Consider the following 25,306-nt stretch of genomic DNA (forward strand, 5'->3'; position numbering starts at 1 on the left):
CGCACCGTGAGCAGCACCGCCTCCCGCACCCGGTCCGGCCGCCCGACGGCCGGGCCGGGTGCGGCGCGTCCCCGCCGGCCGGCCGCCCTGGTCTACGGCGTGGCGGTGCCGGTGCTGCTCGTCGCCGTCCTGGCCGGCATCTGGGTGGGCGCGGTGCCCCTGGCCCCCGGCGGCGTCGTCGTCACGCTGCTCGACCGGGCGCTGGGCCCGCTCGGCGTCGACCTGCCCGGCGGGCTCGAGGGCACCCAGGCGGCCGTGCTGCTGCAGCTGCGGCTGCCCCGCGTGGTGCTCGCCGTCCTCGTCGGGGCTGCCCTGGCCATCGCCGGTGCCGGCTACCAGGGGGTGTTCCGCAACCCGCTGGCCGACCCCTACCTGCTCGGCGCGGCCGCCGGTGCGGGGCTCGGCGCGACCCTGACCATCGCCTACGCGCCGGTGCAGTCGCTCGGCCCGGTCGGGCTCGTCCCGCTGGCCGCCTTCGCCGGCGCGCTGCTGGGGGTCGGCTGCGCCCTGGCCCTGGGCACCGTCGCCGGCGGCTCGCACAGCCCGACGCTGCTCCTCGCCGGCATCGCGGTGGCCGCCTTCCTCTCCGCCGCGCAGACCCTGGTGCAGCAGCAGAACACCGACGACCTGCGCGAGATCTACGGCTGGATGATCGGCCAGCTGGGCAGCTCCCGGTGGTCGGACATCGCGCTGGTCCTGCCCTACCTCGGCGTCTCCTGCGCGGTCCTGCTCTTCTGCGGCCGGGCCCTCGACGTGCTGGCCGTCGGCGACGACGAGGCCGCCTCGCTGGGCGTGCACCCGGGCCGGCTGCGGCTGCTGGTCATCCTCGCCGCGTCGCTGGCCACCGCCTCGGCCGTGGCGGTCAGCGGCCTGATCGGCTTCGTGGGCCTGGTCGTGCCGCACATCGTGCGGCGGCTGGCCGGCGGTTCCTACACCCGCGTGCTGCCCCTGTCGCTGCTGGTCGGCGGCGCCTTCCTGGTGCTCGCCGACCTGGTCGCCCGGGTGGTGCTGGCGCCGGCGGAGCTGCCCATCGGCGTGGTGACCGCCTTCGTCGGCGCGCCGTTCTTCGCGGCCCTGCTCTGGGCGGGGGCGCGGCGACGGTGAGCGGGCAGCGCGTGCACGGCGCACGGGTCGAGGTGGTCGGGCTGGGCGCCGCCTACGGCCGCACCCGCGTGCTGGACTCGGTGCGCTTCACCGTCGAGCCCGGGGGGTGGCTGGCGGTCATCGGGCCCAACGGCTCGGGCAAGTCGACGCTGCTGCGCTCGGTGCTCGGCCTCCAGCCCCACGAGGGCCAGGTGCGCATCGACGGCGTCCCGACCACGGGGCTGCCGCGGCGCGAGCGCGCCCGCCTGCTGGCCTACGCCCCGCAGCTGCCGGTGCTGCCCGAAGGCATCAGCACCGCGGACTACGTGGCGCTGGGCCGCACCCCGCACCGCCCGCTGCTGGCCGCGCCGCGGCGCGTCGACCGGGACGTCGTCGCCGACGTCATGGCCCGGCTGGGCCTGGAACCGCTGGCCGACCGGCTGGTGGTCACGCTCTCCGGTGGCGAGCAGCAGCGCGCCGTCCTGGCGCGGGCGCTGGCCCAGCGCCCGCGGGTGCTCCTCCTCGACGAGCCGACCGCCGCCCTGGACCTCGGCCACGCGCAGCAGGTGCTCGACCTCCTCGACCGGCTGCGCCGGGAGGACGGGTTGACCGTCGTCAGCACGCTGCACGACCTCACCCTGGCCGGCCAGTACACCGACCGGCTCACCCTGCTGGCCGGCGGCCGGGTGGTCGCCGACGGCACCCCCGCCGAGGTGCTCACGCCCGACGCGCTGGCGCGGCACTACGGCGCGCGCGCCCAGGTCGTCACGGGCCCGGACGGTCTCGCCGTCCTCCCCGTGCGCTGACCCCGCCCGGTCCAGCCGCGCCGGGAGACGTCCAGCCGCGCCCTACCGCGGCCGGACCGTCGCCCGACCGGCTGCACCCCTCGTCAGGCCCGGAACCGCACCCCGTCACCCGGGCGCAGCTGCGCGGCCAGCGGCAGGTCCGCGGTGACGACGACGGCGAGCACCGGGTAGCCGCCGGTCACGGGGTGGTCGGCGAGGAAGAGCACCGGAGCGCCGTCCGGCGGCACCTGCACCGCGCCGGCCACCAGCCCCTCGCTGGGCAGCTCGCCCTCGCGAGCCCGCGCCAGCCGGGGCCCGGTCAGGCGCAGGCCCACGCGGTCGCTGTCCGCCGCGACCGCCCACTCCTGCGTGGTGAGCGCGGCCCAGGCGGCGTCGTCCAGCCAGTCGCGTCGCGGGCCGGGCAGGACCCGGAGCACCGGCCGGTCCGGTGGCGGCCCGACCGGGGCGACGTCCACGACCGGCTCGTCGGCGGCGAGGTCGCCGACCGGCAGCAGCGTGCCCGCGGTGAGCGGCGGCGGGCCGAGGCCGGAGAGCGTGTCGGTGCTGCGCGACCCCAGCACCGGGGGGACGTCGATGCCGCCGCGCACCGCGAGGTAGCTGCGCAACCCCGCCCACGGCGTCCCGAGCGACAGCACCGCTCCCGGCGGGAGCGTCATCGGCGCGGCGAACGGCGCGGGCCGGCCGTCGACCGCCACGGGCAGCGGCGCCCCGGTCACCGCCACCAGCACGGTGCGCCCGGCCCGCAGCCGCAGCCCGCCGGCGGTCACCTCCAGCAGCGCCGCCTCGGGCCGGTTGCCGACCAGCCGGTTGGCCAGCGCGGCGGAGGCGGCGTCGGCCGCGCCCGACCGGGTCACCCCGATCGCGGCGCGCCCCGGCCGGCCGAGGTCCTGCACCGTCGCGAGCGGCCCGGGGGCGAGCACCGTCAGCACCTCAGCCCACGTCCTGGAACCGCACCCGGGCGCCCGGGGCCAGCAGCGCCGGCGGCTCCCGGTCGACGTCGAACAGGACGGCGTCGGTCCGCCCGACCAGCTGCCACCCGCCGGGCGAGGCCCGCGGGTAGACGCCGGCGTAGGGCCCCGCCAGCGCGACCGACCCGGCCGGCACCCGCGTCCGCGGGGTCGCCCGGCGCGGCACGTGCAGATCGGCGGGCAGCCCGGTGAGGTATCCGAAGCCGGGCGCGAAGCCGCTGAAGGCGACGGTCAGCTCGACGGCGGTGAGCGCCGCGACGACGTCGGGCACCGAGCGGCCGGCCCGCTCCGCGACCTCGGCCAGGTCGGGCCCGTCGAAGACGACCGGCAGCACCACCGGCGCGCCCGCCTGCCCCGGCGCGGCCTCCCCGAGCGGCAGCCGGCGCAGGGCGGCGACGTCGAGCTCGGTGGGCGGGCGGTCCAGGACGACCAGCACGGTGCGCGCGGCGGGCACCAGCTCGCGCTGCCCGGGCAGCGGCGCGGCGGTCAGCGCCCAGTGCACGGCCGGCACCCCGCCCGGCTCGTCGACCTCGACCAGCAGCGCCCGGTCCCCGTACGGCAGCACCCGCACGCCGGCCCCGGTCCGCTCCACCGGATCATGATGGCCGATCCCCCGCCCACCGCCCGCCCGCGGCCGGGCTCCCCCAGCAGCAGGAGGAACCCGCCGTGGCGCAGGCAGCTCCGCCGGTCGTCGTCGTCGGCCTGGTCGCCGCCCCCGGCGCCGCCGCCGACCTGGCGGCCGGCCTGTGCGACGACCTCGCCGCCGAGCTGTCCGCCCAGCACCCCGAGGTCGCCTGGCGGGTCCGCTCGGTGGCCGACGGCCTGGTCACACCACCCGCCGACGACGCCGAGCTGGTCGCCGCCACCCGCGCCCGGCTGCTGCGCGAGGACTGGGACCTCGCCGTCTGCCTGACCGACGTGCCGCTGGAGCGCGCCCGCCGGCCGGTCGTCGGGCACGCCAGCCCGGTGCACGGGGTCGCGGTGCTCTCGCTGCCGGCGCTGGGCGCGGTGAACTGGCGGCGCCGGGCGCTGCAGACCGCGGTCGGCCTGGTGCAGGCCCTGGCCGGGGACGGCGAGCCGGACGACGCCGAGGACCGCGCGCTGATCGGCCGCCGGCTGCGGCAGCTCGCCGTCGACCCGGCGGAGTCCACCGAGGGCGTGCGCTTCACCGCCCGGGTGCTCACGGGGAACCTGTCGATGCTGGTCGGGATGGTGCGGGCGAACCGGCCGTGGCGGCTGGCCGTCCGGCTCTCCCGGGCGCTGACCGCCGCGATCGCGGCCGGGGTGTTCGCGCTCATCACCCCCGATATCTGGCGGCTGGCCGACGTTTTCGGCTCGGTGCGGCTCTCCGTCGTCGCCGTCGGCTCGGTCGCGGCCACGGCGGTCACGCTGGTGGTCGGGGCGCAGCTGTGGGAGCGCGCCCGCTCCCGCCGGGGCCGCAAGCAGGTCGTCCTGTTCAACCTGGCGACGGCGGCGACCGTCGTCATCGGCGTCCTCTCGCTGTACGCCGCGCTCTTCGTGCTCGCGCTGCTCGGCGCGCTGCTGCTCGTCGTCGACCCGCTGTTCGCCGAGGCGCTCGGGCACCCCGCCGGGTTCGGCGACCGCCTCGAGCTCGCCTGGCTGATCAGCTCGCTGGCCACGGTGGGCGGCGCGCTGGGTGCCGGGCTGGAGACCGACGAGGCGGTGCGCGAGGCGGCCTACACCTACCGCCCCGGCGGGAACGACCCCGAACCGGTCGAGCCGGCGACCGCGACCTGAGCGCTCAGCCGGTGAACGGGGCCGGTGTCACGCCGGCGTCGGTCAGCGCCGCGCGCACCGCTCGGGCCAGCTCGACCGCACCCGGGGTGTCCCCGTGCAGGCAGATCGACCCGACCGCCGCGGGCACGGTGCTGCCGTCGACGGCGACGACGGTGCCCTCCACCGCCATGCGGACCGCACGGGCCGCGACCTCCGCGGGGTCGTGCACCAGGGCACCCGGTTCGCGGCGGGGCACCCAGCCCGCCGTCGGGGGTGTAGCCGCGGTCGGCGAAGCCCTCGCGCACCGCGCGAAGGCCGGCCGCCTCCGCCACCCGGAGCAGCGCCGAACCGGGCAGACCCAGCACCGGCAGGGCCCGGTCGTGGGCGACGACCGCGTCGACGACGGCCCGCGCCTGCGCCTGGTGCGTGACCGTCGCGTTGTAGAGGGCGCCGTGCGGCTTGACGTAGCGGACCCGCGTGCCCTCGGCCCGGGCGATCCCGTCCAGGGCGGCCAGCTGGTAGAGCACGTCGTCGGCGAGCTCGCCGGGCTCGACGTCGATGAACCGCCGGCCGAAGCCGGCGAGGTCGCGGTAGGAGACCTGCGCCCCCACGGCGACGCCGGCCCGCGCGGCGCCGGCGCAGACGCGGCGCATCGTGCCCGGGTCGCCGGCGTGGAAGCCGCAGGCGACGTTGGCGCTGGTGACGACGCCCAGCAGCGCCTCGTCGTCGCCCAGCCGCCAGACGCCGAAGCCCTCGCCGAGGTCGGCGTTGAGGTCGACGGAACTGCTCACCGGCGCAGTCTCGCACTGCGCCGGTGAGCGCTGTCCCGGTGAGCGCTGGGGCTCAGAGCTCGGGCTTGAGCTGCACCTTGATCACACCGTCGGACTTCTCCTGGAACTTCCGGTACATCTCCGGGGCCTCCGACAGCGGCACGCGGTGCGTGGCGAAGTCGTCGACGCCCAGCGGGTCGGCGTCGGTGAGCAGCGGCATGATCTCCGGGATCCAGCGCTTGATGTTGCACTGGCCCATGCGCAGCTGGATCTGCTTGTCGAACATGGTCATCAGCGGCATCGGGTCCGCGGCGCCCCCGTAGACACCCGACAACGAGATGGTGCCGCCACGCCGGACGATGTCGATCGCCGAGTACAGCGCGTTGAGCCGGTCGACGCCGGCGTGCTCCATGAGCGGCGCGGAGACGGCCTTGGGCAGCAGCCCGGCCGCCTTCTGGACGAACCCCGTGCCCGGGGAGCCGTGCGCCTCCATGCCGACGGCGTCGAGCACCGAGTCGGGCCCGCGGCCACCGGTCATGTCGCGGATCGCGTCACCGATCTCCTCGACCTCGTTCAGGTCGACCACCTCCACGCCGCGGGCCTTCACCCGCGCCAGCCGCTCGGGGACGAGGTCGACGCCGATGACCCGGAAGCCCTTCTGCTGCGCGATCCGGCAGGCGAAGTCACCGATCGGCCCCAGGCCCAGGACGACGAGCGTCCCGCCCTCGGGCACCGCTGCGTACTCCACGCCCTGCCAGGCCGTGGGCAGGATGTCCGAGAGGTAGGCGAACCGGTCGTCGGCCGGGCCCTCGGGCAGCGGGATGTGCGTGAACTGCGCCTGCGGCACCCGCAGGTACTCCGCCTGGCCACCCGCGACCTGGCCGTAGAGCTTGGAGAAGCCGAACAGCGCCGCGCCCATGCCGTGCTCGCGCACCTGGGTCGTCTCGCACTGGGTGTAGAGCTGCTGCTGGCACATCCAGCAGTGCCCGCAGGAGATCTGGAAGGGGATCGAGACGCGGTCGCCCACCTTCAGGTTCGTGACCGCCGAGCCGACCTCCACGACCTGGCCCATGTTCTCGTGGCCGAGGATGTCGCCCACGCCCATGAACGGCGAGAGCGGCTCGTACAGGTGCAGGTCCGAGCCGCAGATGTTCGACGTCGTCACCCGGATGACCGCGTCGGTCGGCTCCTGCACGAACGGGTCGGGCACCTCCTCGACGCGTACGTCCCGCTGCCCGTGCCAGGTCACTGCCTTCATGGGGTCCACCGTTCGTCTCGTCGCGTGCGCGCCTCTGTCGGCGCACGACCGCTGTTCCCGGGGTGCCCGTGACCGTCGGGCCGAAACCGGGCCGCGCGCCACGCACCCGTTCGGAATGCCGCCCAGCGCCGGCACGCTGCACCAGACATGGCACCGGCCGAGCCGCTGACCCTCTTCGACCCCGAGCCGCCCCCGACGCCTGCGCCGCCCAACCGGCTGCTGCAGGTCCGCCGCATCTACGCCGAGCCCGCCGCCGCGGACAGCCCCCGCGGCCGCCAGGTGCTGGGCCGCTACCCCGACGCCGAGCTCGTCGAGGTGCCCTCCCACTGGCAGATCCCGGACCTCCACGGCAACGAGGGCAACGTCGAGCGCTGGGTGCGGGTGAAGACCGAGACGCTGGTGCTCGGCGTCAAGAAGTCGCTCTCGGCCCGCCCCAACGGGCGGTCGGCGAACTGGATCGCACCGTCCACCGCCAACGGCTGCGCGATGGCCTGCGCCTACTGCTACGTCCCCCGGCGCAAGGGCTTCGCCAACCCGATCACCGTGTTCACCAACATCGAGCAGATCACCGGGTACCTGCGCCGCCACGTCGTCCGGCAGGGCCCCAAGCCCGAGCCGGACCAGGCCGATCCCGAGAGCTGGGTCTACGACCTCGGCGAGAACAGCGACTGCTCGGTCGACGCGCTGGTCAGCGACAACGTCGCCGACCTCGTCGCCACCTTCCGCGAGCTGCCGACGGCCAAGGCCTCCTTCGCCACCAAGTACGTCAATCGGCAGCTGCTCGACCTCGACCCCGCCGGGCGCACCCGCATCCGCTTCTCCGTCGTGCCGGAGGACGACGCGCAGCTGCTCGACATCCGCACCAGCCGGGTGGCCGAGCGGATCGCCGCGGTGGACGACTTCGTCGCGGCCGGGTACGAGGTGCACCTCAACCTCTCGCCGGTCGTGCTGCGCGAGGGCTGGGAAGAGGCCTGGGCCGCTTTGTTGCAGCGACTGGACGACGAGCTCTCCCCGGCGGCCAAGGCGCAGGCCGCGGCCGAGGTCATCCTGCTCACCCACAACCGCGATCTGCACGAGGTCAACCTGGGCTGGCACCCCCGGGCCGAGGAGCTGCTGTGGCGCCCTGAGCTGCAGCAACCCAAGCGCAGCCAGAACGGCCAGGACAACGTCCGCTACCGGAACGACGTCAAACGCGAGGGAGTGCAGCGACTGCACCGACTGGTCGCCTGAGCACGCGCCCTGGCTGCGGATCCGCTACTCCTTCTGAGGGCTCTTCCGGCGGACCGGATCCGGCTGGAAACTGTCCGCACGGGCTTCCGGAGGTCACGAATCGTGTGACAAGGTTGCACAGCTAGTGATCGGGCAGGGGCGAGGGGGCACGGTGCCGATGGATCTCGGGCACCTGTCGGCGGTTCCGCCGGAGACCCTCCTGGACGCCCTCCCCGACGCCGTCGTCGTCGCGGACGGCGAGGGCCGGATCAGCTACGCCAACCCCGCGATCCGCACCCTGCTCGGCCACGACCCCGACGCCCTCATCGGCCGCTCGCTGGTCCGGGCGCTGCCGCGGCGCTTCCAGCCCGACTCGAGCAGCGGCGCGCTCCGCCCGCTGTCCGTCGCGCAGGGCGAGCTGCTGGGCCGGACGACGCAGCTGCCCCTGCTGCACGCCGCCGGGCACGAGGTCGTCGTAGACCTCACCGTGGCGCGGATCGGCTCCCCGCACACCGAGCCGGCCCAGCGCTCGTTCGTCTGCGTGCTGCGCGACGCGAGCGCCACCGTCCTGCTCGAGCGCCAGCTGCAGGTGAGCCGGTACCTCGCCGCCACGCTGCGGGTGACCGCCGCGCTCACCGAGGCCACCGACGCCGACGTCGCCTTCCAGCGGCTGCTGCCCACGCTCTGCACCGAGCTGGACTGGGACGCCGCGGTGCTCTGGGAGAAGGACGACCACAGCGGCCGGCTGGTGCACGCCGGTACCTGGACCGCGCCCGACGTCGACGTGCCGGCGCTGCGCGGGGAGACCCGGCGGACCTTCGGCCGCGGCGAGGGGCTGCCCGGCCTGGTCCAGCAGGAGCGCGCGCCGGTGGTCGTGGAGGACCTGTGGCGGGATCCGCGCTTCCTGCGCCGGGAGGCGGCCCGGGCCGACGACGTCCGCACCGGCGTGGCGTTCCCCGTGCTGCGCGGCGACGCGGTGCTGGGCGTCTGCGAGCTGTTCTCCCGCGCCCGGCGCACCGTGCCGCCGGAGCTGATCGACGTGCTCGCGCACGCGGGGCGGCAGGTCGGCCAGTTCCTCGGCCGGCTGCGCGCCGAGTCCGAGATGCGTTCCCTGGCCGAGACGCTGCAGCGCAGCCTGCTGCCCTCGCACCTGCCGACCGTGCCGGGTGTGGAGCTCGCCGCGCGGTACCGCGCCGGCGGCGGCACCGCGCTGGTCGGCGGCGACACCTACGACGTGCTGCCGCTGCCCGACGGGCGGTGGATGGCCCTGGTCGCCGACGTGTGCGGCACCGGCGCCGAGGCCGCGGCGCTGACCGCGCTCACCCGGCACACCGCGCGCGCCGCCTCGGCCGCCGGCTGCCCGGCCGCGGTGCTGGCCGCCGTCAACGCCGCCCTGCTGCACGAGCAGGGCGGCGGCCCGCTGCGCTTCGTCACCGCGGCCTGCCTGGTGCTCGAACGCGGCCCCGACGGACACCGGGTCGGCATCAGCCTCGCCGGGCACCCGCCGCCGTTGCTGCGCACCGCCGACGGCGACGTCGTCGCCCTGGGGAGCCCGGCCGCGCCGCTCGGCGTCGATGCGGGCACCGTGTTCACCGACCACACCGTGGAGCTGCCGGCCGGCAGCACGCTGCTGCTCTACACCGACGGCGTCACCGAGGCGCGGGACGCGGCGGGCGAGCAGTTCGGCGAGGAGGGGCTGCAGCGGCTGCTCGGCGACGCCGCCTGCGCGGACGCCGAGGGCGCCGTCGCCGCGGTCGCGGCCGCCGTCGAGGCGCAGGTCGCGGGCTCCCGCCACGAGGCCGACGACATGGCGCTGCTCGCGCTGACCGTTCCGGCCTAGGTCACCCGGTCTGGCCGGTGTCGGCGTGCGCCACCCCGACCGGCTTGGACTCCGGTGATCCCCGCTGCCGGAGGTACACCGCGAAGATCGCCATCGAGCCCACCGCCAGCATCTCGGACTGCCAGTTCTGGAAGCTCCGGTTCCAGAAGTCGGCCTCCCCGAGGTAGCCGGCGAAGGTCACCGGGTCCTGCCGCTGACCCAGCTGCTCGCTGTTGAACGCGACCCAGCCGGTGGCCGCCGAGGCGGCCCAGGTGAGCAGGAACAGGCAGCCCATGAGCAACCCGAGCGACCGGGAGAACACCGTCGTCCGCCAGTCGCCGGTCCGCGCCCACGCCGGGGAGTCCTCGTCCGCGTGGCGGACGACCCGCTGCTCCTCGTCGCTCTCGGTGCCCTCCTCGCCCGGCTCCTTGGACTCGCTCGAGCCCTTCTGGACGAGCCAGACCGTCGCGAATATGTAGAGGAAGAACTGCAGGTACTCCGACTGCCAGTTCTCCATCACGTCGACCATGAACGACGACGAGGTCACGTAGTCGAGCAGGCTCATCGGCTCCAGGCCCTCGGCCAGCTGCTGCGCGTTGACGTCGGCGTTGCCGGAGACCGCCTGCCCGGCGAGCGTGACGAGGAACAGCCCGCCGAAGGCCAGGCTCAGCGCGTTGTTGCGCAGGAAGCCGTAGCTCGGCTCCCGGGCGCTCATCGCCCGGCCGCCGCGACGGCGAACGCGTAGGCGATGCCCAGCGCGATGACCAGCAGGTAGACCACGAAGACCGCCCGGACACCCTTCACGGCCCCTCCACCTCGCAGTCGTAGGGCGCCTCGCCGCGCCGCTCGCAGGCCGCGGCGGTCACCCGCCAGCCGGCTCCCGTCTCGGTCAGGAAGACGACGTCGCCCCCGATGCGCACCTGGGCCTCACCGCCCCACACCTCGACCGACGTCACGTCGCCGCCGGGCAGCGGCAGCTCCCCGATCAACGCGGCGCACGACGCCGACCCGTCGGACTCCAGGGCCGCGCGCGAGGCCGGGGCCAGGAGCCCGCACCGCTGCGCCGGGTCCCCGGCGGGGTCCTCGAAGGCGGTGGCGACCGCCCGCGCGTCGTCGGCCCCGGCGGCGCACCCGCTCGCCAGCGCCAGGACGGCGACCACCCCCGACCACACCCCTGCTCCGCGCACGGCTCCTCCTCGAACGCACTCGCGCAGCGGCGTCCCGCACGCTCCTCGCCCGGACAGCGGGCGGCTACCCGGTCCCGGCACCGGGCACGCGCCGGTCACCCGGACGGGCGGACGTCCCGGCCGGCCCGGCTACCGTGGCCGTCGTGGCGCGGGTGGCGGTGGTGGGCGCCGGGCTCGGCGGGCTCGCCGCGGCCGCCCGGCTGGCCACGCAGGGCCACGCGGTGACGGTGCTCGAGCAGTCGGCCCAGGTGGGCGGCAAGCTCGGGCTGCTCGAGGTCGACGGGCACGCGTTCGACACCGGCCCGAGCCTGGTCACGCTCCCCCACGTGTACCGCGACCTGTTCGCCGCGACCGGCGCGCCGCTGGAGGAGGTCCTCGACCTCGTCCGGCTGGACCCCGCGGTGCACTACCGCTTCGCCGACGGCACCCGACTCGCCTTCCCCGGGGAGCCGGCCGCCGTCCCGGCTGCCCTCGATGCCGCGCTGGGCGCCGGAGCGGGCGCGCAGTGGGCGGCGCTGATGGGCCGCGCCGAGCGGATGTGGCAGGTCAGCGAGCGCCCCTTCCTGCGGACGCCGCTGGCCGGCGCGACCACCCTCGCGCGACTGGCCCGCCGGCCGGCCGACGTCGCCACCGTGGCGCCGTGGCGCTCGCTGCGCGGCCTCGGCGCGCAGCACCTGCGCGACCCCCGGCTGCGGGTGCTGCTCGACCGCTACGCCACCTACTCCGGCTCCGATCCGCGCCGCGCGCCGGCGGTGCTGGCCACCACCGCGCACGCCGAGCAGGCGTACGGCTCCTGGTACGTGCGCGGCGGGCTGCACCGGCTCGCGCTCGCCGTGGCCGAGCGGGCCGCCGAGCGCGGTGCGGTGCTGCGCACCGGGTGCGCGGTGCGCCGGGTCATCGTCGCCGGCGGCCGGACGGAGGGCGTGGAGCTGGCCGGCGGGGAGATGGTGCCGGCCGACGTCGTCGTCTCCGACGTGGACGCCGCCGCCCTCTACGCCGACCTGCTCCCGCGGGAGCTGACCCGGGCTCCGCGCCGCGCGCTGACCCGTACGACGCCGTCCCTGTCCGGGTTCGTGCTGCTGCTCGGGCTGCGCGGCCGGACGCCGGGCCTCGCGCACCACACCGTGCTCTTCCCGGCCGACTACGACGCCGAGTTCGACGCGGTCTTCGGCTCCGGCCGGCACGCCGGTGCGCCGGAGCCGGTGGCCGACCCGACGGTCTACGTCAGCGCGCCCGACGACCCGGCGCTGCGCCCCGACGAGGACAGCGAGTCGTGGTTCGTGCTGGTCAACGCGCCGCGGCACGAGCCCGGGCGGGGCGTCGACTGGGACGCACCCGGCCTGGCCGAGCGCTATGCCGACCACGTGCTGCAGGTGATGGCCGACCGCGGGCTGGACGTGCGCGACCGGGTGCGCGTCCGCGTCGTGCGGACGCCGGCCGACCTGGAGCGCGACACCGGCAGCGTGGGCGGCTCGATCTACGGGACGTCGAGCAACGGCGCCCGGGCCGCGTTCCTGCGCCCGGCCAACGCCTCCCCCGTGCCCGGCCTGTTCCTCGTGGGCGGCTCCGCGCACCCCGGCGGCGGGCTGCCGTTGGTCACCCTGTCCGCCGAGATCGTCGCGGGCCTGGTCGGTCCCGCCTGAACGGTGTGCGCGGATCGGCAGCTCCGGGGCTCGGAACTGCCGATCCGCGCACAGCGTCGCGAGGCGTCAACCGCGGGCGGCGCCGTAGCCGAGCAGCGCGGCCAGCCCGAGCGCGCTGCGCGGCTGGTAGGCCGCCCGCCAGAGCCCGCCGTGCGCGGCCTCGTGCGCCTCGTCCTGCCACGGGTGCTCGTGCGCGGGCCCGCCGCCGGTGTGCAGGTCGTGCACGAGCAGCGCGGCCATGAGCACGTTGGAGGTCGCCGGCTCGAAGATCTCCACGCCGAACCGGTGCGCACCGGCGTAGGCGGCGGCCAGCGCCCGGTTCTTCACCACCGACCGGGTGCGGGTCGGCGGCGCGACGTTCATCGACACCGTGGTGCCGGCGGCGCGGGCGGTCGTCGCCCGCCAGCGCTGCAGCCGCTTGGCCAGGGCGTAGTTCGGCCCCTGCTGGGCGACCAGGCTGTCGGCGATGCCGGGGTCGGTGCCGGGCACATAGGCCCGCTGCAGCAGCCGTCCTCCCGACACCGTGCGCAGCGGCCGGCCCAGCAGCTTCGCGCCGCGCGAGCGGTCGGCGTAGGCCTGCACCGACTGCGCGACGGCGTCGGCCGGGACGGCGAAGACGTCGGTGGGCGTGGCCAGGAACGCCAGCGCGAGCTCCGGGCGGGCCGCGGTCAGCCGGACGGTCAGCGCGTCGACCGCCGTCGAGACCCGCACGTTGGTCGCGCCGTCGGCGTAGACGTAGTTCCCCAGCACCGGCCGGCCGGGCAGCGCGGCGGCCCAGTCGGCGACGGCGGGCACCTCGGCGATGAGGTCGGCGCCGGCGTGCGCGGGGTCGGCGTCCTCGGCCGGTCCGCCGACCGGGACCAGCAGGGTGCCGGCGCTGCCGCGGGCGGTGTCGAGCACCCGCTCCCACAGCGGCGCGCGCGGCAGGTCGACGCCGGCCACCCGGGCACCCCACCGCAGCAGCGCGGTCAGCGGGCCCATCTCGGCACCGGCGCCGAGGACGACGACGGTGCTGCCGGGCAGCGCCAGCCACTCCGGGTTCGCAGCGACCGTCCGCACCGCCTCGGCGCACGAGGGCTCGACGACGCCACCGGCGACCCAGGTGTCGAGCCGGCGCAGCAGCGCGTCGCCCCGCAGCCGCCCGCCGTGGAAGGGCAGCGAGAGCTCCCGCTCGGGCTCTGCGGTGCCGCGCACCTCCACGGCGTGCAGGGCCCGGTCGGCAGGTGCGGCGACCAGGCCGTCGAGGCCGGTCTCGCCGTCCGGGCCGGCCACGCGCATGCGCTCGTGCAGCGAGGCCAGCCCCGCCTCGGCGATGGCGCGCGCGGACGACGCGGCGGGCAGGCCGGCCTCCACCAGGCGGCGGAAGTGGGTCAGGTAGCCCCCGCGCCAGTTGGTCTCCCGCTCCGCGGCCAGCGCGCCGGCGGCGTCGACCGGGCGCAGCGCGTCGGCGACCACCCCCCGGCCCAGGGACGACGTGCTGCGCCGCCCGTCCGCCCCGGCCGGGAACACCACACCGCGCTCGTCCTGGCTCATCGTTTCCTCTCGTCGTCGTCGGCAGGGGCGCCGGCCTCGAGCCAGCGCAGCAGTGTGCGGGTGCCGAAGCCGGTCCCGCCCTTGACCGTCTCGGCGTCGTCGGAGCCGGCCCGCGCCGGCCCGGCGATGTCCAGGTGCGCCCAGGGCAGCGTGCCTGCGAAGGGCTGCAGGAACAGCGCCGCCGTCGTCCCGCCCGGGTTGCCCGGCTGGTTGTTGGCGTCGGCGACCGCGCTCTCCAGCAGGTCGCCGTACTCGGCCGCCAGGGGCAGCCGCCACAGCGGCTCGCCCGCGGCGTCGCCGGCTGCGCACAGCGCGTCGGCCAGCCGGTCGGTCGTCGCGTAGAGCCCGCCGGTGCGCGCGCCCAGCGCCTGCTTCATCGCGCCGGTCAGCGTGGCGACGTCGACCAGCGCGGTGGCGCCCAGCTCCAGCCGGGCGTGCGCGAGCGCGTCGGCCAGCACCAGCCGGCCCTCGGCGTCGGTGCTGCGCACCTCGGTGGTGCGGCCACCCACGTGCCGGACGACGTCGGCCGGCCGGTAGGCCGCACCCGAGACGGCGTTCTCCGCGGCCGGGACCACCGCGGTGACGGCGACCGGCAGCTCCAGCCGGGCGGCGGCGTCGACGGCGGCGAGCACGGCGGCGCCGCCCGCCATGTCGGTCGCCATGTGCCGCATGCCGGCATTGGTCTTGATCGAGATGCCACCGGTGTCGAAGGTGATGCCCTTGCCGACGAGCACCGGGTGCGTCGGCCCGGCCGACGGCGGCCGGTAGGCGGCGATCACCACCCGGGGCGGCGAGGCGGAGCCCCCGCCGACGGCGAGGACGCCGCCGAAGCCGCCGGCGCGCAGCTCGTCCGGGCCGAGCACGGTGACCGTCACGTGCGGCAGCCCGCCCAGCCGGGCGCACGCCTGCGCGGCCAGCCAGGCCGGGTCCTTGCGGTGCGGCGGGGTGTTCACCAGCGTCCGCGCCCAGGCGACCGAGCCGGCCGCCACCTCGCCGGCGGTCGCCGCGCGGCGCACCTCGGGGTCTGCGGCCGCGGCGGCGACCACGGCGATGGTGGCCAGCCGCCGCGGCGGGCGGGTGGAGGAGTCGCGGAAGCGGTAGCCGGCCAGCAGCGCGGCCTCGACCGCGGCGCGCACCTCGTCGGCGCCGGCGGCGCCGTCCAGCGGCAGCACCAGCCGGGTCGCGCCGTGCTCGGCCAGGGTCTGGGCGCGGCGCACGCAGATGCCGACGTACCGGCGCAGCTCGGGCACGGTGCCCGCCTCGGCGCCGACGGCGACCACGCTGCGCGGCCGGCGCCCGGCGATCGGCACGTTGGTGATCGTGCCCGCGGCTCCGGTGTTGCCGGTGTCGGCGAGCGCGCCGGCGAGCAGCTCGGGGCTGACCACCGGCTCCGGACCGGTCAACCAGGTGGGCAGCACGCCGCCCGTGCCGACCGGGACGGCGAGCACGTCGTCGGTCCCGAGGGCGGGCAGCTCGGCGAGCAGCTCGACGTGCGGCAACGGCGCGGCCCCGGTCGCCGGCTCGTCGCCGGCGGCCGGGGCCGTGTCGTCCTGCGCTGCGCTGCCCGGGGGCAGCTCGGCGGAGGTGGTCAGCTGGTCGCGCCCTTGAGCGCCTCCGACAGCGCCGCCGCCTCGTCGGGCGACAGCTCCACCACGAGGCGACCGCCTCCCTCGAGCGGCACGCGCATGACCAGGCCGCGGCCTTCCTTGGTCACCTCGAGGGGACCTTCACCCGTGCGCGGCTTCATGGCCGCCATGCGTGCCTCCTTCGCCGGCCACACCGCTCCCCGCCGGGGCGGGAGGTGGGGTGGCGTCCATCGCTGCTGGAACTCCGGGACCAATGATCCCGTATGAGGGGCCGTCGTCCAACACGAGGTCCCTTCAGGGTGATGCGCGGAAGCAGGAGGCGACGTGATCGTCGACCATCCCGGTCGCCTGCATGAGCGCGTAGGCCGTCGTCGGGCCGACGAAGACGAACCCGCGGCGCTTGAGCTCGCGGGCCATCGCGACCGACTCCGCGCTGGTCGCGGGCACGTCGTCGACGGTGGCGGGGCGGGTCCGCGGGCCGGTCGGGGCGAACGACCAGAGCAGCTCGGAGAGCCCCTCGGGCTGCTGCTGCGCGGTCCGGGCGTTGCGGATGGCGGCGGCGATCTTCGCCCGGTTCCGCACGATCCCCGCGTCGGCCATCAGCCGGGCCTCGTCGTCGGGCCCGAACTCCGCGACGGCGTCGATCGCGAAGCCGGCGAACGCGGACCGGAACGCCGGCCGCTTGCGCAGGATGGTGATCCAGGACAGGCCCGACTGGAACGCCTCGAGGCAGAGCCGCTCGAACAGGGCTGTCGTCCCCGTGCAGCGGCGTCCCCCACTCCTCGTCGTGGTAGACGACGTACTCGGGGGCCGACCCGGCCCAGGCGCAGCGCTCCACGCCGGCGACCGTAGCCGCGGGTGCCGACGGTTCAGCGGGCTCCGGCACCGGAGGCCTCCGCGGGAAGGTCGGCGGTGGCCGGCACGGGGTGGTTGCGCCGGGTCGCCAGCACGCAGCCGGCCAGCACCAGCGGCAGGCCGAGCGCGATGCCGAGCGTGAACGGCTCCCGCAGCAGCAGCACGCCGAGCAGCACCGCGACCGCCGGATTGACGAAGGTGATCACCAGCGCCCGCTGCGGGCCGACCTCCCGGATGAGGGCGAAGAACAGCGCCAGCGCGACCGCGGTGCACAGCACGCCCAGCGCGGCCAGCGACAGCACCGCCTGCCCCGACGCGTCGACGGCGTCCCCCAGCCGCGGCAGCGCGAACGGCGCGTAGACGACCGTGGTCACCGCCAGCGCCAGGGCCGCGGCCGCCACGCCGGGCACCTCGGGCAGCCGCCGGCTCATCACCAGCGGCGCGGTCGCGTAGCCGACCGCCACCAGGGCGACGGCGCCGACGGGCAGCCACTGCGCGCCCTCCAGGTCCAGCCCGAGCAGCGCGGCGATGCCGACGACACCGAGCCCCATGCCCGCCATCCGCACCGGCGTGAGCCGCTCCTCCTCACCGGCGAGCCGGCCGGCCAGCGCGGCGACGAACGGCACCGCGGCCACCAGCAGCCCGGTCAGCGAGCTGGACAGCGACTGCTCGGCGTAGGCGAGCAGCAGCCACGGCGCGGTCATCTCCAGCACGGTGAAGACCAGCAGCCAGCGCCACTGGCGCAGCGCCGCCCCGAGCCCGCCGCGGTGCAGGGCCCACGGCAGCAGCAGGGCCGCCCCGATCGCGCAGCGCACGAAGACGACGACCACCGGCGGCACCTCGTCGACGGCCACCTTGATCAGCAGGTACGGCATGCCCCAGATGACCGACAGGGCCACGAACAGCGCCCACCCCCGGCGGCTCACCGGGCGGGCGCTCCCCCCGCCCGCGCGGCGACCGCGGCGAACCGGCGCAGCGACCGGCGCACGCCCCAGCGCACGAACGGCCGGACGGCGTACCAGCCGGGCGTCAGGACCACCCCGAACCAGCCCCACGGCAGGTAGAAGCGCTCGGTCCAGACGAAGGTGGCGTGCTCGCCGCGCGGCTCGATCTCGAAGATCCCCGGGCCGCGGATGACCCGGCCGGTGTGCTGCACCTCGACCAGGCGCGGCGGGTCCCACTTCGTGATCACCATGGTGTCCAGCAGCCCGAGGTGCCTACCGCCGGGCAGCGGCAGCCCCGTGCGGGCCGCGAGCCGCCCGCCGACGCCCTGCGCCGGGCCGCCGACGGTCTCGACGTCGGTGGCGACCATCCACTCGCCCTGCCCGACCCAGTCGGTGAGCACCGCCCACACCCGCTCCGGGGACGCCTCGACGTCGATCCGTTCCACCAGCTCAGGCATCGCGCTCCTCCTCGGGGGCCGCCGCAGCGGTCTGGCGCGCGGGCTGCTCGGCGAGCTGCGCGCGCAGGGCGGCGAGCTCGGCGTCGCGCTCGTCCAGCGTCCGGGCCAGCTGCTCGAGCAACCAGTCGACCTCGGTCATCCGGTAGCCGCGCACGGCCACGGTCATCCGCACCGCGCGCACGTCGTCACCGTCCACCGGCCGGCCGACCGGCAGCTCCACGGGCGAGCGGTCCGGCTCGGCGGGCGGCGCGCTCTCGCCCCGGCCCAGGAGCACCGAGGCGCCGAGGAACAGCAGCGCCGCCACCACGACCACCCCGACGCCGAAGACCACGAACTCCAGCACGTCAGGCGTCCGACGGGCCGAGCGGTGCCCGCATCCCGCCGCCGTTGTCGCCCGCGCTGCGGCCGGCCTCGGCGGCCCGGATCACCGCGACCACCTCGGCGACGTCGTCGGTCACCGTGAGCAGGTCGAGGTCCCGCGGGCCGATCGTGCCGGTGGCGGCCATGGTGTCCCGGATCCAGTCGACCAGCCCGGACCAGTAGGCCGAGCCGAAGAGGATCACCGGGAAGCGGGTGACCTTGCCGGTCTGCACGAGGGTCATCGCCTCGAAGAGCTCGTCGAGGGTGCCGAAGCCGCCGGGCAGGATCACGAAGGCCTGCGCGTACTTCACGAACATCGTCTTGCGCACGAAGAAGTAGCGGAACGTGATGCCGACGTCGACCCACTCGTTGAGCTCCTGCTCGAACGGCAGCTCGATGCCCAGACCCACCGACAGCCCGCCGGCCTCGCACGCCCCGCGGTTGGCCGCCTCCATCGCGCCCGGGCCGCCGCCGGTGATCACCGCGTAACCGGCCTGCGCCAGCGCGGACCCGATCGCGACGCCCGCCGCGTAGTGCGGGTGGTCGGCCGGCGTGCGGGCGCTGCCGAACACGCTCACCGCACGCGGCAGCTCGGAGAGCAGCCCGAAGCCCTCCACGAACTCGCTCTGGATGCGGAGCACGCGCCATGGATCCGTGTGCACCCAGTCAGTGGGGCCGCGGCGGTCGAGCAGCCGCTGGTCGGTCGTCGTCCCGACCGTGCGCGGGTCGGGCTCGCCACCGCGGAGCATGACCGGGCCGCGGTGACGGGGGCGCCGGCGTTCGCCGTCCGCGGCCGGGGGTCCGGCCTCCGGCGGGGTGGGCGGCACGGTCACGCGGCGCTCCCGGAGAGGTAGGCGACGAGCGCGTCCTCGGCCGGCTGCAGCCGGTCGATGACGACGTGCTCCTCGCGGGTGTGGGCCAACTGCGGATCGCCCGGGCCGTAGTTGATCGCGGGGATGCCGAAGGCGGCGAAGCGGGCGACGTCGGTCCAACCGAGCTTCGCCCGCGCCGGCCGGCCCACGGCCGCGATGAAGGCGGCCGCGGCGGGCTCGGTGAGGCCCGGCAGGGCACCACCGGAGTGGTCGACGAACTCCAGCGTGGCGCCGCCGGCCAGCGCCTCGGCGAACACCTCCCGGACGTGCGCCTCGGCGGCGTCCTCGTCCCGGTCGGGCGCGTAGCGGAAGTTGACCAGCAGGGCGGCCTGGTCGGGGATCACGTTGCCGGCGACCCCGCCGGAGATGCCGACGGCGTTGAGCCCCTCGCGGTAGGTGCAGCCGTCGATCTCGACCTCCCGGGCGGTGTACGCCGCGAGGGTCGCCAGCGGCCCGGCCAGGGCGTGGACGGCGTTCTCCCCCAGCCAGCTGCGGGCGCTGTGCGCGCGCCGGCCCTTCGCGGCGATCCGGGCGCGCAGCGTGCCCTGGCAGCCGGCCTCGATCTCGCCGTCGGTCGGCTCGAGCAGGATGGCGAGGTCGCCGTAGAGCCAGCCGCGGCGCTCGCGGGCCACCCGGCCGAGGCCGTTCTTGACCGCCTCGACCTCCTCGTTGTCGTAGAAGGCGAAGGTCAGGTCGTGCGCCGGCTCGGCACCGGGGACGCCGAACCGGCCGGCCAGCCGCAGCATCACCGCGTCACCGGACTTCATGTCGCTGGTGCCGCAGCCGTACAGCCGGTCGCCCTCGATCCGGCTGGGCACGTTGTCCGCGATCGGCACGGTGTCCAGGTGGCCGGCCAGCACCACCCGGGTCGGCCGGCCGAGGTTGGTGCGGGCCAGCACGTTGTTGCCGATCCGCTCCACCTCCAGCCCGCCGAGGCCGCGCAGGGCCGCCTCGACGAGGTCGGTCAGCGCCTGCTCGTCCCCCGAGACGGACGGGACGTCGACCAGCGCGCGGGTGAGGGTGAGGACGTCGGCGGAGAGGTCCAGCGGTGGGAGGTCGCTCACGCCGCCGAGCCTAGGGGGCGGCGCCGGCCTCCGGCTCGGTAGCGTCTCACCCGTGACCGCTGCGCCCGTCTCCGCTTCCGCTGCCGGCCTCGCCACCGTGACCCGCGAGGGCACGGTCCTGGACACCTGGTACCCGGAGCCCCGGCTCGGCGCGCCCGACGGGGCGGCCGCGGGCACCACCCGCATCGGCGCCCTCGACCTCTCCGGCGAGCTCGGCCCCGACTACGGCGGCCTGGTGCGCAGCGACGAGGCGCGCGGCGTGGAGGTCATCGCCGTCCGGACCGTCATCCCCGACCTGGCCGCCCCGCCGGTGGACACCCACGACGTGTGGCTGCGGCTGCACCTGCTCTCCCACCGCCTCATCCGGCCCAACAGCGCGAACATGACCGGCGTCTTCGGTCTGCTCACCAACGTGGCCTGGACCAGTGCCGGACCGGTCGAGGCGGCCGGGTTCAACGCGCACCGGCTGCGTGCGGCCGTGGGCCACGTGACCGTCTTCGGCGTGGACAAGTTCCCGCGGATGGTCGACTACGTCATCCCCTCCGGCGTCCGCATCGCCGACGCAGACCGGGTGCGCCTGGGCGCCCACCTGGCCGAGGGGACGACGGTCATGCACGAGGGCTTCGTCAACTTCAACGCCGGCACGCTGGGCCCGTCCATGGTCGAGGGCCGGATCAGCCAGGGCGTCGTCGTCGGTGCGGACAGCGACATCGGCGGCGGCGCCTCGATCATGGGCACGCTCTCCGGCGGCGGCACCGAGGTCATCTCGATCGGCACCGGGTGCCTGCTGGGGGCCAACGCCGGCATCGGCATCTCGCTCGGCGACGACTGCATCGTCGAGGCCGGTTGCTACGTGACCGGCGGCTCGCGCGTGACGCTGCCCGACGGCTCGGTGGTCAAGGCCCGCGAGGTCTCCGGCCGCGACGGGCTGCTGTTCCGCCGCAACAGCGTCAGCGGCGCGCTCGAGGTCGTCGACCGCAAGGACCGCGCGTGGGGCGCGCTCAACGCGGAGCTGCACCAGAACTAGTGCGGCCGCCGTCACCCCCGGTCGTCCAGGGAACGGTCAGGGAGCCGACCTAGAGTTCCTCCCGATGAGCTCCACCTCCACGCCGGCCCGCACGACCGCGGTCCGGGCCGGCGCGCCGGCCCGCCGGCGCCCCGCCCGCCGGAGTGCGAAGCGGCGCGGCCCGGCACGCCGGAAGCGGAGCGGCTCGGACAACTGGTGGCCGCTGGTCGTCGTCGCGGTGCTGGTGGTCGTCGGTGTCGCCTGGGTGCGCTCGGCGGACGACGTCCCGCCGGCGGTCACGTGCACCGTCGAGGGTCCGATCGGGACCGGGACCGTCCAGCTCTCCCCCGACCAGGCGCAGAACGCGGCGACGATCGCCCGCGTGGGCCGGGAGCGCGGCCTGCCCGACCGGGCGATCGTCATCGCCCTCGCGACGGCGATGCAGGAGTCGACCCTGCGCAACCTGGACTACGGCGACCGCGACTCCCTCGGCCTGTTCCAGCAGCGCCCCTCGCAGGGCTGGGGCACCCCCGAACAGGTTCAGGACCCGGTCTACGCCGCGGGGAAGTTCTACGACTGGCTGGTGACCGTCCCCGGCTGGGAGACCGGCCGGCTCACCGACGTGGCCCAGGCGGTGCAGCGCTCCGGCTTCCCGGAGGCCTACCAGAAGCACGAACCCCTGGCCCAGGAGCTGACCGCCGCGCTGAGCGCGGACGCCCTCGGCTGCGTCTGAGGCCTCAGGCCTCCGCGATCGGCCGGCCGACCGTCAGGCCCGCACGCAGTCCCGCGTCCATCGACCGGTACTGCGCGTCCGGCTCGGTGCCGGTGGCGTCCAGCACGCTGCTGAAGAAGCACCGCGCCGCCGCGGCGAGGACGACGTCGAGGATCTCGTCGTCGTCCAGGCCGAGGGTGCGCAGCTCGGCCAGGTCCTCCGGCGTCATCGCGGCGGCACCGGCGGCGACCTTCGCGGCCACCCGGACGACGGCGGCGTCGACCGGGCCGAGGGCGGCGAGCTCACCGCCGCTGATCGCGCGCACCTCGGGCTCCGCGCCGAACCGGTCGACCAGCACCCCGCCGTGGGCGAGCGAGCAGTAGCTCGACCGCAGCTGCCGGGCCGCGGCCAGGGTGGCCAGCTCGTAGCGGCGCGGGTCCATCGACGCCTTGACCGCGGCGTTCAGCGCGCGCCACGCCTCGTAGACGGCGGGGCGCCGGGCGAGCAGCCGGGTGTAGTTCGCGACGTACCCGAGGGTCGCCCGGTCCCGGTCGAAGGCCTCCGCCGCCTCGGTGGAGGCGGCCTCGTCGGCGTCCGCGATCCAGCTCATGGCGGGACGGTAGGGCCGCGCCGGGGCCCGCGGAAGGCCACCGGCCCGCCGCCCGGTCACCGGCCGACGTACGCCGCCAGGTGCTCGCCGGTCAGGGTGGAGCGGGCGGTGACCAGGTCGGCCGGCGTCCCCTCGAAGACCACCCGGCCGCCGTCGCGGCCCGCACCCGGACCGAGGTCGATGATCCAGTCGGCGTGCGCCATGACCGCCTGGTGGTGCTCGATGACGACCACCGACCGGCCGGCGTCGACGAGCCGGTCCAGCAGCCCGAGCAGGTTCTCCACGTCGGCCAGGTGCAGACCGGTGGTCGGCTCGTCCAGCACGTAGACGCTGCCCTTCTCCGCCATCTGGGTGGCCAGCTTCAGCCGCTGCCGCTCGCCGCCGGACAGCGTGGTGAGCGGCTGGCCGAGGGTGAGGTAGCCCAACCCGACGTCGGCCAGCCGGTCGAGGACCGCGTGCGCCGCGGGTACCTTCGCCTCGCCGGCGCCGAAGAACTCCTCGGCCTCGGCCACCGACATCGCGAGCACCTCGGCGATGTTCCGGCCGCCGAGGGTGTACTCGAGCACCGCCGCCTGGAACCGCCGGCCCTCGCACTCCTCGCAGGGCGACTCGACGGTGGCCATGACGCCCAGCTCGGTGAAGATGACGCCGGCGCCGTTGCAGGTCGGGCAGGCGCCCTCGGAGTTGGAGCTGAACAGCGCCGGCTTGACGCCGTTGGCCTTCGCGAACGCCTTGCGGATCGGCTCCAGCAGCCCGGTGTAGGTGGCCGGGTTGCTGCGCCGCGACCCCTTGATCGCGCCCTGGTCGACCACCACGACGCCCTCGCGGCCGGCGACCGAGCCGGTGACCAGCGAGCTCTTGCCCGAGCCGGCGACGCCGGTGAGCACGCACAGCACGCCCAGCGGGATGTCGACGTCGACGTCCCGGAGGTTGTGGGTCGACGCGCCCCGGACCTCGAGCGCGCCGCTCGCCGACCGCACGGCGTCCTTGACCGTCGCCCGGTAGTCGAAGTGCCGGCCGGTCGAGGTGTCGCTGCGCCGCAGCTCCTCGACGCTCCCCTCGAAGCAGACCGTGCCGCCCCCGGAGCCGGCGCCCGGCCCGAGGTCGACGACGTGGTCGGCGATCGCGATCGTCTCGGGCTTGTGCTCGACGACCAGCACGGTGTTGCCCTTGTCCCGCAGCTGCAGGAGCAGCCCGTTCATCCGCTCGATGTCGTGCGGGTGCAGGCCGACGGTGGGCTCGTCGAAGACGTAGGTGACGTCGGTGAGCGAGGAGCCGAGGTGGCGGATCATCTTGGTCCGCTGCGCCTCGCCGCCCGACAGCGTGCCGGCCGGCCGGTCCAGCGACAGGTAGCCCAGCCCGATCTCGGTGAACGAGTCGAGCAGGTGCTGCAGCCCCTTGAGCAGCGGCGCCACCGAGGGCTCGTCCAGGTCACGGACCCACTGGGCGAGGTCGCTGATCTGCATCGCGCAGACGTCGGCGATGTTCTTGCGGGCGATCCGCGACGAGCGGGCCTCCGGGGTGAGCCGCGTGCCGTCGCACTCCGGGCACTGCTGGAAGGTGATCACCCGCTCCACGAAACGGCGGACGTGCGGCTGCAACGCGTCGATGTCCTTGGACAGCATCGACTTCTGGACCTTGGGGATCACGCCCTCGTAGGTCAGGTTGATGCCCTCCACCTTGATCTTGGTGGGCTCCTTGTGGAGGAGGGTGTCGAGCTCCTTCTCCGAGTACTTCCCGATCGGCTTGTCCAGGTCGAGCCCGATGCCCTGGAACAGCCGGCCGTACCAGCCGTCCATGCTGTAGCCGGGCACCGTCAGCGCGCCCTCGCTGAGCGACTTGGTGTCGTCGTAGAGCGCGGTGAGGTCGAAGTCGGAGACCGCCCCCATGCCCTCGCACCGCGGGCACATGCCGCCGAGGTAGACCGCCTCCCGGACGACGCTCTTCTCGACCCGGCCGCCGGCCTTCTCGGTGCTCATGACGCCGCTGGCCTTGCGCGTCGGCACGTTGAACGAGAACGCCGTGGGCGGGCCGATCTGCGGCGTGCCCAGCCGGCTGAACAGGATGCGCAGCATGGCGTTGGCGTCGGTCGCGGTGCCGACGGTGGAGCGCGGGTTGGCCCCCATCCGCTCCTGGTCGACGATGATCGCCGTCGTCAGGCCCTCGAGCAGGTCGACCTCCGGGCGCGTCAGCGAGGGCATGAAGCCCTGGAGGAAGGCGCTGTAGGTCTCGTTGATCAGCCGCTGCGACTCGGCGGCGATCGTGGCGAACACCAGCGAGCTCTTGCCCGACCCCGAGACGCCGGTGAACACCGTCAGCCGCCGCTTGGGCAGCTCGACGCTGACGTCCTTGAGGTTGTTCACCCGCGCGCCGAGCACGCGGATCACGTCATGGCTGTCGGCGGCGTGCACGGGTCGATCGGTCACCCGCGGGATGCTGCCACGCCGCACCGACGTCGTCAGGCGACTTCGGGCCCCGGCCTCAGCCGGACAGGCGCTCCACGGCGGTGTCGATGCGCTCGTCGGTGGCGGTGAGCGCCATGCGCACGTGCCGCTCCCCCGAGGGTCCGTAGAACGCGCCCGGCGCGGCCACGATGCCCAGGCCCGCGAGCCAGTCGATGGTGGCCCAGCAGTCCTCGTCGCGGGTGACCCACAGGTACAGCCCGGCGGCGGAGTGGTCGATCCGCAGCCCGGCAGCCCGGACCGCGGCGGCGAGCCGGTCGCGGCGGCCGCGGTAGCGCTCGCGCTGGGCGTCGACGTGCGCGTCGTCGGCCAGGGCGGCGGTCATCGCGGCCTGGACCGGCGTCGGCACGAGCAGCCCCAGGTG

General features: G+C 75.8%; 26 protein-coding genes and 1 pseudogene. 8 read left to right on the top strand and 19 right to left on the bottom strand.

The features are described 5' to 3' along the window. Nucleotides 1–6 precede the first annotated feature (6 nt). Both JKP76_RS00795 and JKP76_RS00800 read left to right on the top strand, forming a co-directional pair. On the top strand, nucleotides 7–1,104 hold the full coding sequence (locus JKP76_RS00795; protein WP_309229484.1) for an iron ABC transporter permease: 1,098 nt from the start codon (nucleotides 7–9) through the stop codon (nucleotides 1,102–1,104). Between the two features lie 11 nt (nucleotides 1,105–1,115). After that, nucleotides 1,116–1,889 (top strand): ABC transporter ATP-binding protein, encoded by a 774-nt coding sequence (locus JKP76_RS00800; RefSeq protein ID WP_309229483.1) that lies wholly within the window; start codon nucleotides 1,116–1,118, stop codon nucleotides 1,887–1,889. 83 nt (nucleotides 1,890–1,972) lie between these two features. Here the strand turns inward: JKP76_RS00800 and JKP76_RS00805 are convergent, their stop codons facing one another. Both JKP76_RS00805 and JKP76_RS00810 read right to left on the bottom strand, forming a co-directional pair. Further along, nucleotides 1,973–2,809: a biotin-dependent carboxyltransferase family protein gene (locus JKP76_RS00805; RefSeq protein WP_309229482.1), complete on the bottom strand. Its 837-nt coding sequence runs from the start codon at nucleotides 2,807–2,809 to the stop codon at nucleotides 1,973–1,975. Between the two features lie 10 nt (nucleotides 2,810–2,819). Beyond that, on the bottom strand, nucleotides 2,820–3,449 hold the full coding sequence (locus tag JKP76_RS00810; RefSeq protein ID WP_309232786.1) for an allophanate hydrolase subunit 1: 630 nt from the start codon (nucleotides 3,447–3,449) through the stop codon (nucleotides 2,820–2,822). A gap of 74 nt (nucleotides 3,450–3,523) precedes the next feature. Here JKP76_RS00810 and JKP76_RS00815 point away from each other — a divergent pair, with 74 nt between their 5' ends. After that, the gene (locus JKP76_RS00815) at nucleotides 3,524–4,615 is read left to right on the top strand and encodes a hypothetical protein (protein ID WP_200489170.1); all 1,092 of its coding nucleotides are present in this window, start codon (nucleotides 3,524–3,526) and stop codon (nucleotides 4,613–4,615) included. A 4-nt stretch (nucleotides 4,616–4,619) separates the two neighbouring features. Here the strand turns inward: JKP76_RS00815 and JKP76_RS19885 are convergent, their stop codons facing one another. The 3 genes and pseudogenes from JKP76_RS19885 to JKP76_RS00825 all read right to left on the bottom strand — a co-directional run bounded on the left by JKP76_RS19885 (nucleotide 4,620) and on the right by JKP76_RS00825 (nucleotide 6,622). Next, a complete protein-coding gene (locus tag JKP76_RS19885) occupies nucleotides 4,620–4,850 on the bottom strand; it encodes a LamB/YcsF family protein (RefSeq protein WP_309232942.1) in 231 nt (76 codons plus the stop codon). A gap of 61 nt (nucleotides 4,851–4,911) precedes the next feature. Continuing rightward, nucleotides 4,912–5,385: pseudogene (gene pxpA, locus JKP76_RS19890) on the bottom strand (5-oxoprolinase subunit PxpA); the annotation flags it as partial. 52 nt (nucleotides 5,386–5,437) lie between these two features. Further along, nucleotides 5,438–6,622, bottom strand: a complete 1,185-nt coding sequence (locus tag JKP76_RS00825) for a zinc-dependent alcohol dehydrogenase (protein ID WP_200489171.1) — start codon at nucleotides 6,620–6,622, stop codon at nucleotides 5,438–5,440. A 147-nt stretch (nucleotides 6,623–6,769) separates the two neighbouring features. On the opposite strand from JKP76_RS00825, the gene JKP76_RS00830 reads away from it, so the two are divergent. Both JKP76_RS00830 and JKP76_RS00835 read left to right on the top strand, forming a co-directional pair. Continuing rightward, nucleotides 6,770–7,852 carry a spore photoproduct lyase family protein gene (locus JKP76_RS00830; protein ID WP_242471135.1) on the top strand — a complete coding sequence of 361 codons (1,083 nt, stop codon included), beginning with the start codon at nucleotides 6,770–6,772 and terminating at the stop codon, nucleotides 7,850–7,852. A 157-nt stretch (nucleotides 7,853–8,009) separates the two neighbouring features. Then, nucleotides 8,010–9,671, top strand: a complete 1,662-nt coding sequence (locus tag JKP76_RS00835; protein WP_200489172.1) for a SpoIIE family protein phosphatase — start codon at nucleotides 8,010–8,012, stop codon at nucleotides 9,669–9,671. 1 nt (nucleotide 9,672) lies between these two features. Here the strand turns inward: JKP76_RS00835 and JKP76_RS00840 are convergent, their stop codons facing one another. Then, entirely contained in the window at nucleotides 9,673–10,365 is a 693-nt protein-coding gene (locus JKP76_RS00840; protein WP_200489173.1) for a DUF6766 family protein, read from the bottom strand. 85 nt (nucleotides 10,366–10,450) lie between these two features. Next, nucleotides 10,451–10,837: a hypothetical protein gene (locus tag JKP76_RS00845; RefSeq protein WP_200489174.1), complete on the bottom strand. Its 387-nt coding sequence runs from the start codon at nucleotides 10,835–10,837 to the stop codon at nucleotides 10,451–10,453. Between the two features lie 143 nt (nucleotides 10,838–10,980). Between JKP76_RS00845 and JKP76_RS00850 the strand changes: the two genes are divergently transcribed. Further along, nucleotides 10,981–12,480 (top strand): NAD(P)/FAD-dependent oxidoreductase, encoded by a 1,500-nt coding sequence (locus JKP76_RS00850; protein ID WP_200489175.1) that lies wholly within the window; start codon nucleotides 10,981–10,983, stop codon nucleotides 12,478–12,480. Between the two features lie 66 nt (nucleotides 12,481–12,546). Here JKP76_RS00850 and JKP76_RS00855 read toward each other — a convergent pair whose 3' ends face one another. The 9 genes from JKP76_RS00855 to dapE all read right to left on the bottom strand — a co-directional run bounded on the left by JKP76_RS00855 (nucleotide 12,547) and on the right by dapE (nucleotide 20,152). After that, nucleotides 12,547–14,013 (bottom strand): hypothetical protein, encoded by a 1,467-nt coding sequence (locus JKP76_RS00855; protein WP_200489176.1) that lies wholly within the window; start codon nucleotides 14,011–14,013, stop codon nucleotides 12,547–12,549. Continuing rightward, nucleotides 14,010–15,512: a M17 family metallopeptidase gene (locus tag JKP76_RS00860; protein WP_200489177.1), complete on the bottom strand. Its 1,503-nt coding sequence runs from the start codon at nucleotides 15,510–15,512 to the stop codon at nucleotides 14,010–14,012. The genes JKP76_RS00855 and JKP76_RS00860 overlap by 4 nt, the downstream gene beginning before the upstream one ends. 89 nt (nucleotides 15,513–15,601) lie before the next feature. Next, nucleotides 15,602–15,769 carry a DUF3117 domain-containing protein gene (locus JKP76_RS00865; RefSeq protein ID WP_012947303.1) on the bottom strand — a complete coding sequence of 56 codons (168 nt, stop codon included), beginning with the start codon at nucleotides 15,767–15,769 and terminating at the stop codon, nucleotides 15,602–15,604. Between the two features lie 124 nt (nucleotides 15,770–15,893). After that, nucleotides 15,894–16,553, bottom strand: a complete 660-nt coding sequence (locus tag JKP76_RS00870; protein WP_309232943.1) for a DNA-3-methyladenine glycosylase I — start codon at nucleotides 16,551–16,553, stop codon at nucleotides 15,894–15,896. Beyond that, nucleotides 16,469–17,380 carry a DMT family transporter gene (locus JKP76_RS00875; RefSeq protein ID WP_200489178.1) on the bottom strand — a complete coding sequence of 304 codons (912 nt, stop codon included), beginning with the start codon at nucleotides 17,378–17,380 and terminating at the stop codon, nucleotides 16,469–16,471. Before JKP76_RS00875 ends, JKP76_RS00870 begins: the two co-directional genes overlap by 85 nt. After that, nucleotides 17,377–17,856 (bottom strand): SRPBCC family protein, encoded by a 480-nt coding sequence (locus JKP76_RS00880; RefSeq protein WP_200489179.1) that lies wholly within the window; start codon nucleotides 17,854–17,856, stop codon nucleotides 17,377–17,379. The genes JKP76_RS00875 and JKP76_RS00880 overlap by 4 nt, the downstream gene beginning before the upstream one ends. Beyond that, nucleotides 17,849–18,199 (bottom strand): DivIVA domain-containing protein, encoded by a 351-nt coding sequence (locus tag JKP76_RS00885; RefSeq protein ID WP_200489180.1) that lies wholly within the window; start codon nucleotides 18,197–18,199, stop codon nucleotides 17,849–17,851. Before JKP76_RS00885 ends, JKP76_RS00880 begins: the two co-directional genes overlap by 8 nt. A gap of 1 nt (nucleotide 18,200) precedes the next feature. Further along, nucleotides 18,201–18,965, bottom strand: a complete 765-nt coding sequence (locus JKP76_RS00890) for a TIGR00730 family Rossman fold protein (RefSeq protein ID WP_200491205.1) — start codon at nucleotides 18,963–18,965, stop codon at nucleotides 18,201–18,203. Between the two features lie 80 nt (nucleotides 18,966–19,045). Next, a complete protein-coding gene (gene dapE, locus JKP76_RS00895) occupies nucleotides 19,046–20,152 on the bottom strand; it encodes a succinyl-diaminopimelate desuccinylase (RefSeq protein WP_200489181.1) in 1,107 nt (368 codons plus the stop codon). A gap of 52 nt (nucleotides 20,153–20,204) precedes the next feature. Between dapE and dapD the strand changes: the two genes are divergently transcribed. Together dapD and JKP76_RS21945 are read left to right on the top strand one after the other, a co-directional pair. Beyond that, nucleotides 20,205–21,179, top strand: a complete 975-nt coding sequence (gene dapD / locus JKP76_RS00900; RefSeq protein ID WP_200489182.1) for a 2,3,4,5-tetrahydropyridine-2,6-dicarboxylate N-succinyltransferase — start codon at nucleotides 20,205–20,207, stop codon at nucleotides 21,177–21,179. 64 nt (nucleotides 21,180–21,243) lie between these two features. After that, the gene (locus JKP76_RS21945) at nucleotides 21,244–21,891 is read left to right on the top strand and encodes a hypothetical protein (protein ID WP_200489183.1); all 648 of its coding nucleotides are present in this window, start codon (nucleotides 21,244–21,246) and stop codon (nucleotides 21,889–21,891) included. Nucleotides 21,892–21,895: 4 nt separating this feature from the next. Here the strand turns inward: JKP76_RS21945 and JKP76_RS00910 are convergent, their stop codons facing one another. From JKP76_RS00910 to JKP76_RS22845, 3 genes are read right to left on the bottom strand one after another with little or no spacing between them, the layout of a single operon-like run. Beyond that, on the bottom strand, nucleotides 21,896–22,480 hold the full coding sequence (locus JKP76_RS00910; protein WP_200489184.1) for a carboxymuconolactone decarboxylase family protein: 585 nt from the start codon (nucleotides 22,478–22,480) through the stop codon (nucleotides 21,896–21,898). 56 nt (nucleotides 22,481–22,536) lie between these two features. Beyond that, entirely contained in the window at nucleotides 22,537–24,906 is a 2,370-nt protein-coding gene (locus tag JKP76_RS23105) for an excinuclease ABC subunit UvrA (RefSeq protein ID WP_309229479.1), read from the bottom strand. Between the two features lie 55 nt (nucleotides 24,907–24,961). Beyond that, nucleotides 24,962–25,291: an aminotransferase class I/II-fold pyridoxal phosphate-dependent enzyme gene (locus JKP76_RS22845; RefSeq protein WP_309232787.1), complete on the bottom strand. Its 330-nt coding sequence runs from the start codon at nucleotides 25,289–25,291 to the stop codon at nucleotides 24,962–24,964. Between the last annotated feature and the right edge of the window lie 15 nt (nucleotides 25,292–25,306).

This window comes from Blastococcus sp. TML/C7B (assembly GCF_016612845.1).
In the GTDB taxonomy this organism is placed as follows: Bacteria; Actinomycetota; Actinomycetes; order Mycobacteriales; family Geodermatophilaceae; genus Blastococcus.

Bases quoted from the DNA above. Each gene is read 5' to 3' on its own strand.
- JKP76_RS00825 (WP_200489171.1), bottom strand. From the start codon at position 6,622: ATGAAGGCAGTGACCTGGCACGGGCAGCGGGACGTACGCGTCGAGGAG.
- JKP76_RS00830 (WP_242471135.1), top strand. From the start codon at position 6,770: ATGGCACCGGCCGAGCCGCTGACCCTCTTCGACCCCGAGCCGCCCCCG.
- JKP76_RS00835 (WP_200489172.1), top strand. From the start codon at position 8,010: ATGGATCTCGGGCACCTGTCGGCGGTTCCGCCGGAGACCCTCCTGGAC.
- JKP76_RS00840 (WP_200489173.1), bottom strand. From the start codon at position 10,365: ATGAGCGCCCGGGAGCCGAGCTACGGCTTCCTGCGCAACAACGCGCTG.
- JKP76_RS00855 (WP_200489176.1), bottom strand. From the start codon at position 14,013: ATGAGCCAGGACGAGCGCGGTGTGGTGTTCCCGGCCGGGGCGGACGGG.
- JKP76_RS00865 (WP_012947303.1), bottom strand. From the start codon at position 15,769: ATGGCGGCCATGAAGCCGCGCACGGGTGAAGGTCCCCTCGAGGTGACC.
- JKP76_RS00880 (WP_200489179.1), bottom strand. From the start codon at position 17,856: ATGCCTGAGCTGGTGGAACGGATCGACGTCGAGGCGTCCCCGGAGCGG.
- JKP76_RS00890 (WP_200491205.1), bottom strand. From the start codon at position 18,965: ATGCTCCGCGGTGGCGAGCCCGACCCGCGCACGGTCGGGACGACGACC.
- JKP76_RS21945 (WP_200489183.1), top strand. From the start codon at position 21,244: ATGAGCTCCACCTCCACGCCGGCCCGCACGACCGCGGTCCGGGCCGGC.
- JKP76_RS00910 (WP_200489184.1), bottom strand. From the start codon at position 22,480: ATGAGCTGGATCGCGGACGCCGACGAGGCCGCCTCCACCGAGGCGGCG.